The sequence below is a fragment of the Xenorhabdus entomophaga genome (genome assembly GCF_037996725.1).
GTDB classification, from domain to species: Bacteria; Pseudomonadota; Gammaproteobacteria; order Enterobacterales; family Enterobacteriaceae; genus Xenorhabdus; species Xenorhabdus khoisanae.
Genome location: NZ_JBBMXH010000011.1, coordinates 1 through 13,234 on the forward strand (window position 1 = coordinate 1; position 13,234 = coordinate 13,234).

The following is a 13,234-nucleotide window of genomic DNA, read 5'->3' on the forward strand; positions in this document are numbered from 1 at the left end:
AAAGACGATTGGCTATTCCAAATCCGAAGAGATGCATGACAAGGTGATAGGGACGTTCATTGAGCGTGAAAACTACGTTTAATGAATGATCTAACTATTCAATACATGACCCATGTTTTGACCATGATGAAGCCCCTGTTATTTTTCTTCCATTAAATGCCGATGAATTATTATCGCGCATTGAGGCCTGATCATCACCATTATAGTGTTCCACTGGTAATGCCTTATGTATCGGGAAATTGGCTAACAGCAATTCGTTAAAAATATTCTCAACCTGTAGTGAAAATATATCAAGCACCACCATTTCACCCGTACTTTCATTTCCGGAAAGATCAATATATTTGAAATTAACGACATTCAATCGATGGCAGGGAACGGGGTTGTTTTCTGTTATCACACCGGATAATGCCATCTCCTGGCAATCTTTCTGGGAGATTGAAGATACTTTCGCTGAAACATAAACAGGAAATAACATCAAAAATAAGAAAGCAGATTTAAATAGACTCATAAATCCATCACGAATAATAAATCAAACAATTTATTATCATAATTATTATCTTATCCAAGTAAATTATTCATTTTTGTATTATCGAAAGAAAAAATGATATGACCGGGGTGAGTGAGTGCAACCAACAAAGAGGCAACTTGGAAGACCGGGGGATATGCCGCTATGCTCACAAAGAAGCATAACGGACACAATGCCAAACTTACTGGCGTTTAATGGTTTTGATGATATTGGTTGTTGAAATACCATCTTCGAAGTTCAATACCTTAACTTCGCCACCCGCCGCCCAAACCTCTTCGCTACCGGCGATCTCTTCTGGTTTGTAATCACCGCCTTTGACCAAAATATCCGGCAGGATACCCGCAATTAAACGCTGAGGCGTGTCTTCTTCGAATTCTACAACCCAATCCACGGATTCCAGTGCCGATAACACAATCATACGCTGTTCCAGTGGGTTGACCGGGCGAGTTTCCCCTTTCAGTCGCTTGGTGGAAGCATCACTATTGACGGCAACAATCAAACGATCACCTAATTTGCGCGCATTGGACAGGTAAGAAACATGCCCGGCATGAAGGATATCAAAACAGCCGTTAGTCATCACAATACGTTCACCGCGCTGACGAGCCTGTGCTACAACCTCTTTCAGTTGCGCTTCGCTCATTACGCCAAACCCGGTTTCTGCACGTCCACGCACTGCGTTTTCCAGTTCGACAGGCGAAACAGTAGAAGTTCCCAGTTTACCAACCACAACACCTGCCGCCGCATTGGCAAGGTAACAAGCTTCGTTCAGTGGCTTGCCGGCAGCAAGAGCCGTTGCCAATACACCAATTACGGTATCGCCCGCACCCGTGACATCAAAAACTTCCTGTGCCTGAGTTGGCAAATGCAGAGGCGGCTGCCCGACTCGCAGCAAGCTCATGCCACGCTCAGAACGCGTTATCAGCAATGCGTTCAGTTCCAAATCCTGTACCAGTTGCGTGCCTTTCTGTACCAGATCGTCATCGTCTTTACAGTGCCCTACAACCGCTTCAAATTCTGACATATTTGGCGTGAGCAATGTTGCGCCACGATAACGCTCAAAATCGCTGCCTTTTGGATCGATAAGCACAGGAACATCAGCTTCGTTGGCAAGCTTAATCATTGCCTGAACTTGGTTCAGCGCTCCCTTTGCATAATCCGACAGAACCAGCGCCCCAATATGTGGCAAAGATTGTCGAATTTTCTCCAGCATCGGCTGAGCATCAACATTCTGGAAACCTTCTTCAAAATCCAGACGAAGCAATTGCTGGTTACGTGATAAAACACGCAATTTCGTGATCGTTGGATGGGTTGGAACAGGAACAAAATCGCATTGGACTTTCACACTACTGAGTTTTTCGTTCAATGCCCTTGCTGCATCATCAACCCCCGTCAACCCGACCAGACGTGAATTTGCCCCCAGTGACGCAATATTCATGGCGACGTTCGCCGCGCCACCAGGACGCTCTTCAATCGTTTCCACCTTAACCACGGGAACCGGCGCTTCCGGTGAAATGCGGCTGGTAGGGCCGTACCAATAGCGGTCTAACATGACATCACCAACAACTAAAACACCTGCGCAGTGAAAATCAGGGAGTGTTACTTTCATCCCATGCTCCAAATATCAAAATAAACTGTGGTGGATATTACCATAACCCATCTGAATGCCAGTAAGATCAACAGCGAAACCGACAATTTCAGCGATTATCTGCTAACCACTTCTGCCAGCTATCACGCACCAATGTCTGCTGCTGGCTAAAATGGTCAGATGAAACCCGGCTGGGTAGTGTCTGCAAGGCAAGGTGGTGGAGTTCATCACGCATGGTGATATAAGCCTGCGTCAATGCCATCGCTTCCTGCTCATCCATAATATTATGATTCGCCATTAATTCGAAAATTCGCACATTATCAGACCAACGGGTCAATTTGGCATTTTCCGGCGCATAGCGCAGTACCTGATACTGGGCAATAAACTCAATATCTGTGATCCCGCCCGGATCAGCCTTGATATCAAATTGATCCTGTTGCTGACTGCCTAAATGTCGGTGCATTTTTTCGCGCATTTCACGCACTTGCTGGCGCAAAAATTCAGGGTCGCGAGGAATACATAATGTTTCACGGCGAATGTGCTCAAAGTCACTACGCATTTTCTCATCGCCAAACACCATACGCGCCCGAATCAACGCCTGATGTTCCCAAGTCCACGCTTCATTTTTCTGGTAGTCATCAAAAGCCTCAAGCGTGCTGACCAACATTCCTGATTCACCGGATGGACGCAATCGGGCATCAACGTCATATAATATTCCCGACGCTGTTCGAGTACTGAACAGGTGAATGATGCGTTGAGCAAGGCGCAAATAAAACTGACGGGCATCAATGGCGCGGTCACCGTCGGTCACTACCCCCATTGGGCAATCCAACAGGAAAACCAGATCCAAATCGGAACCATAACCCAGCTCCCAGCCCCCTAATTTGCCATAACCGATAATGGCAAACCCCAGCCCCCCTCGCTGGGATAAATGAGCAGGAGTGCCATAGCGTTTGACCATCTGGTTCCACGCCTGCTGCACAACAGCACCAATAATGGCTTCCGCCAGATAAGTCAGATGATCACTCACTTTCATCACCGGCAAAGCACCTACAATATCTTCTGCTGCAATCCGCAATAACTGGGCTTGCTTAAATTGACGTAAGGCTTCCAGCAATTGCTCCTCATCATCTTCAGGGATACGCAGCAAATATTGATAAAGCTCATCGCGATAGGCTTCCATCGGCAACGGCTGATACAACGATTTTGGATCGAGCAACTCATCCAGCAGCAAGGGATGGCGGGTAAGCTGGCTGGCAATCATCGGGGAAGCGGCACACAGGCGAATCACGTGAATCATGACTTGCTCTGATTCCAGCATCAGTTCCAGATAAGTCGTTCGGCTGACGATACTGAGTAACAGCGGGATAATCCGCTCCAAAACGGCATTAGCATCCTCCCGCACACTAATTTTTGCCAACAAGCGAGGCATCAGTTGGTCAAGTACATCTCGTCCCCGTGGGCCGATCGTGCGTTTACTGACGTCCTGACGAAAAAGTGCGATCACATCCAGCATTTTCTGGGCTTCTGCTTCATCAAGATGAGGAACCAATGTGATGAGTTCGTCCCTGTTCAACGCTTCCTGCCATAAACTTTTAAATGGCACATGGTTAGCTTCCTCGCCATTCTCTTCGCTTTCATCGCCAATCAACAGCTGGAAAATACCTCGGACAGCATGCATTTTGCGTTCTGTTTCTGCCATCAACGCATCCCAATCCGGAAAACCCATTCCCCAAGATAAACGAGCACGATCCAATACATTATCTGGCAAGGTTTGTGTTTGCTGATCGCGAATCGATTGCAGCAGGTTTTCAAGCCGACGCAGGAACAAATAACTTTCTTCGAGCTGCCTTACCTGTTCCGGTGGCAGTAAGGCCAGGTTTTCGATGGACTTCAAGGTTGGCAATAATGAGCGGGATTGCAGACTCGGTTCCCTTCCGCCACGAATAAGCTGAAAAACCTGAGTGATAAATTCGATTTCCCGAATCCCGCCCGCGCCTAATTTAATATTGTCTTTTAATCCACGACGGCGAACTTCCCGCTCAATCATGCCCTTCATATTCCGCAAGGACTGGATCACGCTAAAATCGATATAGCGACGGAAGACAAAAGGACGCAACATCTGGCGCAATTCCTGTGAATAAGCCTGCTCGTCATGCCCTAAAATACGCGCTTTCACCAACGCGTAACGCTCCCAGTCACGCCCTTGTTCCTGATAATAGTCTTCCAGAGCAGGGAAACTGAATACCAAAGGCCCACTGTCACCAAACGGACGCAGCCTCATGTCCACACGATAAACAAATCCATCTACGGTTTGTTGATCCAACACCTTAATTAATTTCTGTCCCAAGCGAGTAAAAAACTGGGAGTTATCCATTTCACGGCGCCCGCCTTGGGTGACGCCATTTGCCGGATAAGCAAAAATGAGGTCAATGTCAGAGGAAAAATTGAGTTCTCCGCCGCCCAATTTACCCATTCCCAGAATTAACAACGGTTGTGCCACGCCATCACTGTTGGTCGGCGTTCCCCAATCCTGACAGCAACGCAGGTAAAGCCAATCACGAGCAGAGACGATCAGGGTTTCAGCCAGCATACTTAACTGCTGTAAGGTCTGTTCTGTCGTGCTGCCTTGCAAAGCCTGTGACCATGCAATCCTGACCAACATTCGATGACGGAACAGGCGCAAAACCCGCATCAGTCCATTTTCATCATTTGCTGTAGACAATGCGTGTTCTAACCAGCGGGAATAACATTGCCATTCATCCGATTGCGGCGGATTCCGGCGGATATCCTCCAGCCATGCGGGGTGAGAAAGTAAATTTTCTGCCGCAAAATCACTTAATGACAGGACCGCCTGTTCATGAAGTGAAAAAGGCGCGACAGTTCCCTCTAATGGCTGGAAATTCGCGATGACACGCTGTAATTGCTGAGCTAAAGGTGATGAAAATGGCAACATGACTGGGTTTCCCTTGATTACCGTTTATTACCGCTTATTACTATAAAAATGCTAATCATTAATGGTAATAGCGCTGAACTTATCGAGACTGAGCCATCAAACATTGGGTTAACGCTAGCTTATATTGCAGCCATGCAGCGCTGTAACACAACATTTTAGCTTCTGCATCGGCAGCAGATAAACTCTGCCTTAATCCGGAGAGTAAATCAGGCAATCGCTCCAGTGCTGGTAAATATCCGGCCTGCTTTTCAATTAGCTGTATCACCAAATGTATAACCCGAATCAATCCCGTTTTACCTTCGTTCAATCCCGCCAACCATCCTTCTTCCTGTTCCTGCCATTGCATCAAAATTTCAGGCAGAAGCACAGACAATGGCTGCTGCCATTCCAATTCATCAGGGACACATGATAGCGCCTTATGCGACAAACCATGAGCAAGTGCATATCCCCGTGCTGCTTTGCTTTTATTCGCCAAACGCAGCCCATCCTGTGATGCCAGTTTATCCGCCAGTAACAGAATATCGGTGACATTGCCGTTTATCAGCTCCAACTCAAACTCACAAATGGGTGACGTCTGCTTTCCAGAACCTGTCTTTCCAGAGAAAATACTGCCTTGATCCAACACCACTTCAATTTCACTTTGCCCATAAGCCACAAGCCATTTTTCACGAGTGAAATCGGTACTGAATAATGCGGTTAATTCAGCTTGCAGATGTGCAAGATCAGTATCTTCAGGCCAGATATGCGGGGGAAACTGTGCTAAATCCAGCTCAGGATGATGCAGAGGTACATTGAATTCGGGACGCTGATGTAACCCACCAATCACTTTACCTGCGGTTTTGATTGTCATCTCATAGTGCCCGTCAAAACCACGGATACGCAATCCCATATCCCAGCGCCGCAACTTATTATCCGGCGTCTCAAAATAAATATTTGTCAGATGCTTTGGTGAAGTGTGTTGATGAGGAAGCTGAAATAACTGCTGGCGGACTGCTGATATCGCATCAGGCTTTACAGACAGTTTCAACTCTATCTCTACAGAACTCATATTTTTTTATTCCTCAATTCATATAACAGAATTTTTTATATACTGTTCACACTTGCGTTAACAAAAGAGAAAAATAAACCACAATAGGGTGTTATCTCAACAATCATCATGCTCACCTTGTTAAAAAACCCTTAACAAGGTCTGTATTCGGTCAGTTGAGAGAGGATTGATTCTGGTTTACTGATTGCACCCACAAACTTAACTCTTTACTATCATTTAAGTAGTTTGAATCACGATTGGCCCATACACAAAGAGACAGTTGAATACAGAATGAAAAAACTACATCGATTATTTATCTTATTATTGGGTTTCACGCTGCCATTATCCGTACATGCTGAAGAAACACGTTATGTTTCTGATGAATTATCAGCCTACATTCGTAGCGGCCCAAGCATTCAAAACCGTATCATTGGCTCACTGAATTCCGGTGAGGAAGTCATCCTGCTCAGCGCAAAATCAGAAAATGGTTTCTTTCAGGTAAAAGACCATAAAGGACGTACAAGCTGGATCCTCGCAAGTGAACTCAGTGCCATTCCAAGCCTGCGTGAACGTCTGCCGGCTATGGAGCAAAAAATCAGAACGCTGACCGAGAATTTGGCAAATATTGATGATACGTGGAATAAACGCACCGCAGAGTTACAAAACAAGGTAGCGACCAGCGATAAGATCATCAATGATCTGAAAAAAGAAAATGCACAGATCCAGAGTAAATTAACCATCGCTGAGAAAAAGGTAGAAGCTGCTAATTTACAACTGGATGATAAACAAAGAGAAATTATCTTACAGTGGTTTACCTATGGCGGTGGCGTGGCCGGAGTCGGCCTGATTTTGGGGTTGGTATTGCCGCACATTATTCCACGCCGCAAAAAGAAAGATCGCTGGATGAGCTGATTTAAGGAAGCAAGAGTGAAAGTCTATTTGGTTGGCGGCGCAGTTCGCGATCAATTATTGGGGCTGCCCGTTACTGAAAGGGACTGGGTGATCGTTGGCGGGAATCCAGAGACACTTCTATCAGAAGGATATCAACAGGTTGGGAAAGACTTCCCCGTCTTCCTGCACCCTAAAACCTATGAAGAGTATGCTCTGGCACGCACAGAAAGAAAATCTGGTCAGGGGTATACCGGTTTTACCTGTTATGCCGCTCCCGATGTGACACTGGAAGAAGATCTGCTGCGCCGTGATTTAACAATTAACGCCATGGCCCAAACACCTGAAGGTGAATTGTTCGATCCTTATCATGGTGCCGATGATCTCAAAAACCGTATTTTGCGGCATGTTTCCGCCGCGTTTTCAGAAGATCCCTTACGTGTACTGCGCTTGGCTCGTTTTGCCGCCCGCTTTGCCCATTTAGGCTTTTCGATTGCACCGGAAACCCAATCACTGATTGCAGAGATGGTCGCAAGCGGTGAATTGTCATCATTGACCGCTGAACGAGTTTGGCGGGAAACTGAAAAAGCACTTACCTCACAATCACCGCAGGTCTATTTTCAGGTGTTACGCGATTGTGGCGCATTAGCCGTTCTTTTTCCTGAGATTGATAACTTGTTTGGCGTTCTTCTGCCATTACGGGATGAAATACAGGAAAAAACGCCTCTCAGACTTGATGCCGGGCTTCACTCACTGCAAGTTTTGCGCATGTCTACCCAATTGAGCGAAGAGGCAGATATTCGTTTCGCTTCACTATGCAGCCATATCGGCATTATGTCAGTGAAGCAAATGTGCGAACGGCTTCGCATTCCCAACTCAGCACGCGATTTAGCCGCAATTGTGACGCAATATCACGGTTGGGTACATACCGCAGGGCAATTACTCCCCGAAACCCTGTTGGCCTTGTTTAATGCCATAGACGCCTGGCGTAAACCACAACGAATCGAACAATTGATTATCTGTAGTGAAGCAGACAATCGTGGATACACAGGATCGGAAACCTTGTCCTATCCACAAGGTAATTATTTGCGCGAAGTGTTTGCAATTGCCAGCCAAGTCAACGTTCAGGAGGTTATTGCCCGTGGATTCCAAGGCGCTGAAATTCGCACAGAATTAGAACGTCAGCGACGCATTGCCATTGAAAACTGGAAGCTACGTTCAGGGGATTAATTTTCAATAATCAGTAAAAGCGTCCCTGCTTATTCATCAAATTGGGACGCTTTTTTAACATAACGAGCGCAGATCCCGTCAATTAACCCGCATTCCGTTCAATGACCACACCGACACTTTTTGCCTGTGCAACCGCCCCCGGTTTACTGACTTTGATCCTTACCCAAGGTGAATGAAATTGGGTCAATAAAATATCAGCGACTTCTTCCGCCACCCGCTCAACCAAAGCAAAACGTTGGTTTTCCACATGGTTAATCACAGCTTGGCTGACCTTGGCATAATCCAGACAGTACTCAACATTATCACTGGAAGAAGCTCGTTTGTTATCCCATCCCATTTCGATATCGAACACTAATTTTTGCTTAATTGTTTGTTCCCAGTCATAAACACCGATCGTGGTAATGACTGTTAATTCTTCAATAAATACGATATCCATCACGCCCTTTCCCCGTTTTTTGGTTCGCCAGATACCACTTCCGACGAAATATGCGTATTATCCACTGTTAGACTTAAGAAAACGACTCTTATCATTGGAGATATCTTATGAGTGCAATCGCGCTTGGCATGATCATCTTCGCGTACTTATGTGGCTCTATATCCAGCGCGATATTGATTTGCCGTTTGGCAAGGCTTCCAGATCCCCGTCAGCATGGTTCAGGCAATCCCGGGGCAACGAATGTACTGCGCATCGGCGGTAAATGGGCCGCATTAGCAGTGTTGATTTGTGACGTCCTCAAAGGGATGGTTCCGGTTTGGCTGGCGTACAAACTGAATATTCCCCCATTTTATTTAGGTGTTATCGCCATTGCCGCCTGTCTGGGACATATCTACCCTATCTTCTTCCATTTCAAGGGAGGAAAAGGCGTTGCAACCGCTTTCGGGGCCATTGCCGCCATTGGGTGGGATCTGATGGGATTAATCGCCGGCACGTGGCTGATGACTGTGCTGTTAAGCGGCTACTCCTCATTGGGTGCCATCGTCAGCGCATTAATCGCTCCTTTCTATGTTTGGTGGTTCAAACCTGAGCTTACCTTTCCCGTTGCAATGTTGTCATGCCTGGTTCTGGTGCGTCATCACGATAATATTCAGCGCCTTTGGCGAGGGCAGGAAAGCCGTATCTGGCAGAAGTTGAAAAAGAAAAAAGAAATGACGGATAAAGAGAAAATTCAAGCCACTAAAGAACAGGAACAGCAAGACGATTGAAGCGGATAGCCTCAGCAAGGGTAATAAGACATTTAAAAGGCTGAACGCCAAATGACGTTCAGCCCATATCAAACTACGTGTTTTTTATCATTTTTGCAGAGCAGGAAGATCTGCCAACGGCCAACGTGCTTTCACCGTTACGCCCAATTCCCCCGCAGTTCCGCCTTGCAGACGGATCATGCCAGCCAATGCGATCATTGCGCCATTATCAGTACAGAATTCAGGACGGGCATAGAAAACTTCTCCCCCCAATTTTCCCATTAATTCCTGCATTTTGGTACGCAATGTCTGGTTTGCGCTCACCCCGCCCGCCATCACCAGACGTTTAAATCCCGTCTGCTCCAGCGCTCGTTTACATTTAATCGCCAGCGTATCCACAACCGCATCTTCAAATGCGCGGGCAATATCCGCTTTGGTTTGTTCATCCTCAACCGTATCATGGCCGTGAATATTATTGCGGATTGTATTGGCAGCGAATGTTTTCAGACCGGAGAAGCTAAAATCCAATCCCGGACGATCCGTCATTGGACGCGGGAAGACAAAACGCCCTGCTTTGCCCTGTTGCGCCATACGGGAAAGTACAGGGCCGCCCGGATAATCTAATCCGAGCAGTTTTGCGGTCTTATCGAACGCTTCACCGGCGGCATCATCAATGGATTCCCCCAACAGTTTGTACTCACCAATACCCGTGACACTGATAAGTTGGGTATGTCCGCCAGAAACCAGTAAAGCGACAAAAGGGAACTCCGGGCTATTTTCTTCCAGCATCGGTGCCAATAAATGGCCTTCCATATGATGCACCGGAATAGCAGGCACATCCCACGCAAATGCCAATGAACGACCAATGGTTGCCCCAACCAGCAACGCACCAACCAAACCCGGCCCGGCGGTGTAAGCAACGGCATCAATATCTTTATTTGTCAGGCCCGCTTCCTGCAAAGCCGCCTGAATCAAGGGAACCGTTTTACGAATGTGGTCACGGGACGCCAGTTCAGGCACAACACCGCCATAATCAGCATGCAGCTTGACCTGACTGTACAATTGATTGGCTAGCAGACCGGCTTTGTCATCATAAATTGCGATTCCGGTTTCATCGCAGGACGTTTCTATACCTAAAACTCGCATTGCACTATTCGTCTCGTTGTTTTCGTCTCGTCACTATACATTCGTATTCCTCTGAACGGGCGTCAGTGTAACATTATCTATGAACCATTACATGCTGGCTATTTTTCCTGTTTAGTCTATAATCAGTACCCTACTTGAATACCCTGTGTGGTTAATGTTAATAACGCCAACGTCAGACTGCTTGTTTTATAGATAAAAAAGCATCCTGTAACCCGTAGCGTTATAGGTTTCAATTTTCCTCGGCACTTTACAAAGCCGTGTTCATTGAAGTAAAATTCCGCACCATTTTAGAGACGGCTGGCACTATCACGCCAGCGACAAACCCGATTTCCATTGAGGTGAGAGGCACATGCCAGTAATTAAAGTACGTGAAAACGAGCCATTTGACGTAGCACTGCGTCGCTTTAAGCGTTCTTGCGAGAAAGCAGGCGTATTAGCAGAAGTTCGTCGTCGTGAATTCTATGAAAAACCAACGACTGAGCGCAAACGCGCTAAAGCTTCTGCTGTTAAGCGTCATGCTAAGAAGCTGGCTCGTGAAAACGCACGCCGCACTCGTTTGTACTAATCCTTGCGGTCAATCCGCTTAGTGGTTGTATTAACAAACTACTGCAGTTAAAGGCCGTGCTTTCCAATAGGAAGCGCGGCTTATTCTCGTTCATCAACAGGCGTAAAAGGGCTTATGGCTGGACGAATTCCACGCGCATTTATCAATGACTTATTAGCAAGAACCGATATCATTGATTTGATCGATGTAAGGGTGCCTCTCAAAAAGAAAGGCAAAAACCATCAGGCGTGCTGTCCTTTTCATAACGAAAAAACCCCTTCATTCACCGTTAATGGCGATAAACAGTTTTACCATTGTTTTGGTTGTGGTGCACATGGCAATGCCATTGATTTTCTGATGAATTATGACAGGTTAGATTTTGTCGAATCCATCGAAGAACTGGCTGCGATGCACGGGCTGGAAGTTCCCTACGAAGCAGGCTCCGGCGGTGGTCATATTGAACGCCACCAAAGACAAAATCTTTATCAACTGATGGATAAGCTCAGCGGTTTCTATCAGCATTCACTGACAACCCCCGGTGCTCAGCCTGCCCGGCAGTATCTGGCTCAACGCGGGCTCAGTGAAGAGATAACTCACCGCTTTGCCATTGGCTTTGCACCGGCTGGGTGGGACAACGCGCTAAAACGCTTTGCCCATAATGTGGAAGATCGCAAACAGCTAAACGACGCGGGAATGCTGGTCACTAACGACAATGGCCGCACTTATGATCGTTTCCGCGAACGTGTGATGTTCCCGATTCGCGATCGTCGTGGTCGTGTCATTGCATTCGGTGGCCGAGTGCTGGGAGATGCACTTCCCAAGTACCTGAACTCACCGGAAACAGAAATATTTCATAAAGGCCGCCAATTATATGGTCTTTATGAAGCGCAACAGAGCCACAATACGCTTTCAAAGCTATTGGTGGTTGAAGGTTATATGGATGTGGTCGCGCTGGCCCAATTTGGTATTGATTATGCCGTGGCTTCGTTGGGAACATCGACGACAGCCGAACACATTCAGTTACTTTTCCGCACCACGGATACTGTTATCTGTTGTTACGACGGTGACCGTGCAGGCCGTGATGCTGCCTGGCGGGCACTGGAGACAGCGTTACCCTATCTGAATGATGGTCGGCAGTTACGTTTTATGTTCTTGCCTGATGGCGAAGATCCAGATTCACTGGTTCGTAAAGAAGGACGGGCAACATTCGAACAAAGAATGCAGAAAGCATTAACCTTATCTGAATTCTTGTTTGAATCGCTATTGCCACAGGTAGATTTGAGTACCCCAGAAGGTGCGACCAAACTCAGTTCGCTTGCCATGCCGCTGATTAGTCAGGTTCCTGGGGAAGCACTGCGGCTCTACTTGCTTCTGGAAATTGGAAAACTGCTTGGCATACCTGATACAACACAATTGGAACGATCTTTGGCAAAACTTGTCAAAAAAGATACCAATACATATCAGGCGCTAAAACTGAAACCAACAACAATGCGTATTCTTATCGCATTGCTGGTGCAGAATCCGCATTTAGCGACATTAGTTCCTTCATTACAGGGAATGTTTTCTGCTCAGATAGCGGGGTTACCGTTATTTATAGAGCTTGTCGACACATGCCTTGCCCAACCGGGTTTAACAACCGGGCAACTTTTGGAGCAGTATCGCGATAATAAATATGCAACACAGCTTGAAAAACTCGCTGCATGGAACGATATACAGATAGAAGAAATTGCTGAGAAAACTTTCAGCGATGCGCTGAATCATCTTTTCGCGTCAGCCCTTGATGAACGTTTTAACTTTCTGATAGCCAAAGAGAGGACAGAAGGACTGACACCAGAAGAACGTGAAGAAGTCCGCTTAATTACGGAATCCGGTGCTAGGAAATAAGAATCTGTCTCAACAAGCTATATTATATGAAGACTATATTACTTGGCTGACTTACTCAATACGTTTATGTTCGTAACATCACTGGATGAAAATATATTTTAAAAAAACATAAATTTTTGAAAATATATTTTTTTAAAGAAATATAGCTTGATGAAACAGATTCTATACCAAGTGTAAAATCACTGATACAGAATTCACGGCTTAAATGCCGCATTAGGTAGGGAGACAGCCCTACGATTGCCGCTATTGAGGGCAGCGGCAATACA

The 13,234-nt window shown here is 46.4% G+C and carries 12 protein-coding genes; 6 read left to right on the forward strand and 6 right to left on the reverse strand.

Going from position 1 to position 13,234, the window contains the following annotated elements:
- Positions 1-82: IS1 family transposase (locus AAC854_RS03575; RefSeq protein WP_340615970.1), on the forward strand; the 82-nt coding region annotated here is incomplete at its 5' end.
- A gap of 12 nt (positions 83-94) precedes the next feature.
- On the opposite strand, the gene AAC854_RS03580 is transcribed toward AAC854_RS03575, so the two are convergent.
- The 4 genes from AAC854_RS03580 to AAC854_RS03595 all read right to left on the reverse strand — a co-directional run bounded on the left by AAC854_RS03580 (position 95) and on the right by AAC854_RS03595 (position 6,115).
- On the reverse strand, positions 95-508 hold the full coding sequence (locus AAC854_RS03580) for a hypothetical protein (RefSeq protein ID WP_340615917.1): 414 nt from the start codon (positions 506-508) through the stop codon (positions 95-97).
- Positions 509-707: 199 nt separating this feature from the next.
- Positions 708-2,132, reverse strand: a complete 1,425-nt coding sequence (hldE, locus tag AAC854_RS03585; protein ID WP_340615918.1) for a bifunctional D-glycero-beta-D-manno-heptose-7-phosphate kinase/D-glycero-beta-D-manno-heptose 1-phosphate adenylyltransferase HldE — start codon at positions 2,130-2,132, stop codon at positions 708-710.
- Positions 2,133-2,220: 88 nt separating this feature from the next.
- Positions 2,221-5,067, reverse strand: coding sequence for a bifunctional [glutamate--ammonia ligase]-adenylyl-L-tyrosine phosphorylase/[glutamate--ammonia-ligase] adenylyltransferase (gene glnE / locus AAC854_RS03590; protein ID WP_340615919.1), 2,847 nt, complete (start codon positions 5,065-5,067; stop codon positions 2,221-2,223).
- 79 nt (positions 5,068-5,146) lie between these two features.
- A complete protein-coding gene (locus tag AAC854_RS03595; RefSeq protein ID WP_340615920.1) occupies positions 5,147-6,115 on the reverse strand; it encodes a CYTH domain-containing protein in 969 nt (322 codons plus the stop codon).
- Between the two features lie 270 nt (positions 6,116-6,385).
- On the opposite strand from AAC854_RS03595, the gene AAC854_RS03600 reads away from it, so the two are divergent.
- Positions 6,386-7,006 carry a TIGR04211 family SH3 domain-containing protein gene (locus AAC854_RS03600; RefSeq protein ID WP_340615921.1) on the forward strand — a complete coding sequence of 207 codons (621 nt, stop codon included), beginning with the start codon at positions 6,386-6,388 and terminating at the stop codon, positions 7,004-7,006.
- Positions 7,007-7,021: 15 nt separating this feature from the next.
- Complete coding sequence (locus tag AAC854_RS03605; RefSeq protein WP_340615922.1) at positions 7,022-8,212, forward strand: multifunctional CCA addition/repair protein; 1,191 nt, start codon at positions 7,022-7,024, stop codon at positions 8,210-8,212.
- An 82-nt stretch (positions 8,213-8,294) separates the two neighbouring features.
- Here AAC854_RS03605 and folB read toward each other — a convergent pair whose 3' ends face one another.
- Complete coding sequence (folB, locus tag AAC854_RS03610; protein WP_340615971.1) at positions 8,295-8,648, reverse strand: bifunctional dihydroneopterin aldolase/7,8-dihydroneopterin epimerase; 354 nt, start codon at positions 8,646-8,648, stop codon at positions 8,295-8,297.
- 107 nt (positions 8,649-8,755) lie between these two features.
- On the opposite strand from folB, the gene plsY reads away from it, so the two are divergent.
- Entirely contained in the window at positions 8,756-9,415 is a 660-nt protein-coding gene (plsY, locus tag AAC854_RS03615) for a glycerol-3-phosphate 1-O-acyltransferase PlsY (protein ID WP_340615923.1), read from the forward strand.
- 87 nt (positions 9,416-9,502) lie between these two features.
- On the opposite strand, the gene tsaD is transcribed toward plsY, so the two are convergent.
- Positions 9,503-10,540 carry a tRNA (adenosine(37)-N6)-threonylcarbamoyltransferase complex transferase subunit TsaD gene (gene tsaD / locus AAC854_RS03620; protein WP_340615924.1) on the reverse strand — a complete coding sequence of 346 codons (1,038 nt, stop codon included), beginning with the start codon at positions 10,538-10,540 and terminating at the stop codon, positions 9,503-9,505.
- A gap of 349 nt (positions 10,541-10,889) precedes the next feature.
- On the opposite strand from tsaD, the gene rpsU reads away from it, so the two are divergent.
- Together rpsU and dnaG are read left to right on the forward strand one after the other, a co-directional pair.
- Positions 10,890-11,105 (forward strand): 30S ribosomal protein S21, encoded by a 216-nt coding sequence (rpsU, locus tag AAC854_RS03625; protein WP_001144069.1) that lies wholly within the window; start codon positions 10,890-10,892, stop codon positions 11,103-11,105.
- 114 nt (positions 11,106-11,219) lie between these two features.
- Positions 11,220-12,968, forward strand: a complete 1,749-nt coding sequence (dnaG, locus tag AAC854_RS03630; protein ID WP_340615925.1) for a DNA primase — start codon at positions 11,220-11,222, stop codon at positions 12,966-12,968.
- The last annotated feature ends 266 nt before the right edge of the window (positions 12,969-13,234 follow it).

Coding starts and splice junctions, on each gene's coding strand:
- tsaD (WP_340615924.1), bottom strand. CDS start 10,540: ATGCGAGTTTTAGGTATAGAAACGTCCTGCGATGAAACCGGAATCGCA.
- plsY (WP_340615923.1), top strand. CDS start 8,756: ATGAGTGCAATCGCGCTTGGCATGATCATCTTCGCGTACTTATGTGGC.
- glnE (WP_340615919.1), bottom strand. CDS start 5,067: ATGTTGCCATTTTCATCACCTTTAGCTCAGCAATTACAGCGTGTCATC.
- AAC854_RS03595 (WP_340615920.1), bottom strand. CDS start 6,115: ATGAGTTCTGTAGAGATAGAGTTGAAACTGTCTGTAAAGCCTGATGCG.
- AAC854_RS03580 (WP_340615917.1), bottom strand. CDS start 508: ATGAGTCTATTTAAATCTGCTTTCTTATTTTTGATGTTATTTCCTGTT.
- hldE (WP_340615918.1), bottom strand. CDS start 2,132: ATGAAAGTAACACTCCCTGATTTTCACTGCGCAGGTGTTTTAGTTGTT.
- folB (WP_340615971.1), bottom strand. CDS start 8,648: ATGGATATCGTATTTATTGAAGAATTAACAGTCATTACCACGATCGGT.
- AAC854_RS03600 (WP_340615921.1), top strand. CDS start 6,386: ATGAAAAAACTACATCGATTATTTATCTTATTATTGGGTTTCACGCTG.
- dnaG (WP_340615925.1), top strand. CDS start 11,220: ATGGCTGGACGAATTCCACGCGCATTTATCAATGACTTATTAGCAAGA.
- rpsU (WP_001144069.1), top strand. CDS start 10,890: ATGCCAGTAATTAAAGTACGTGAAAACGAGCCATTTGACGTAGCACTG.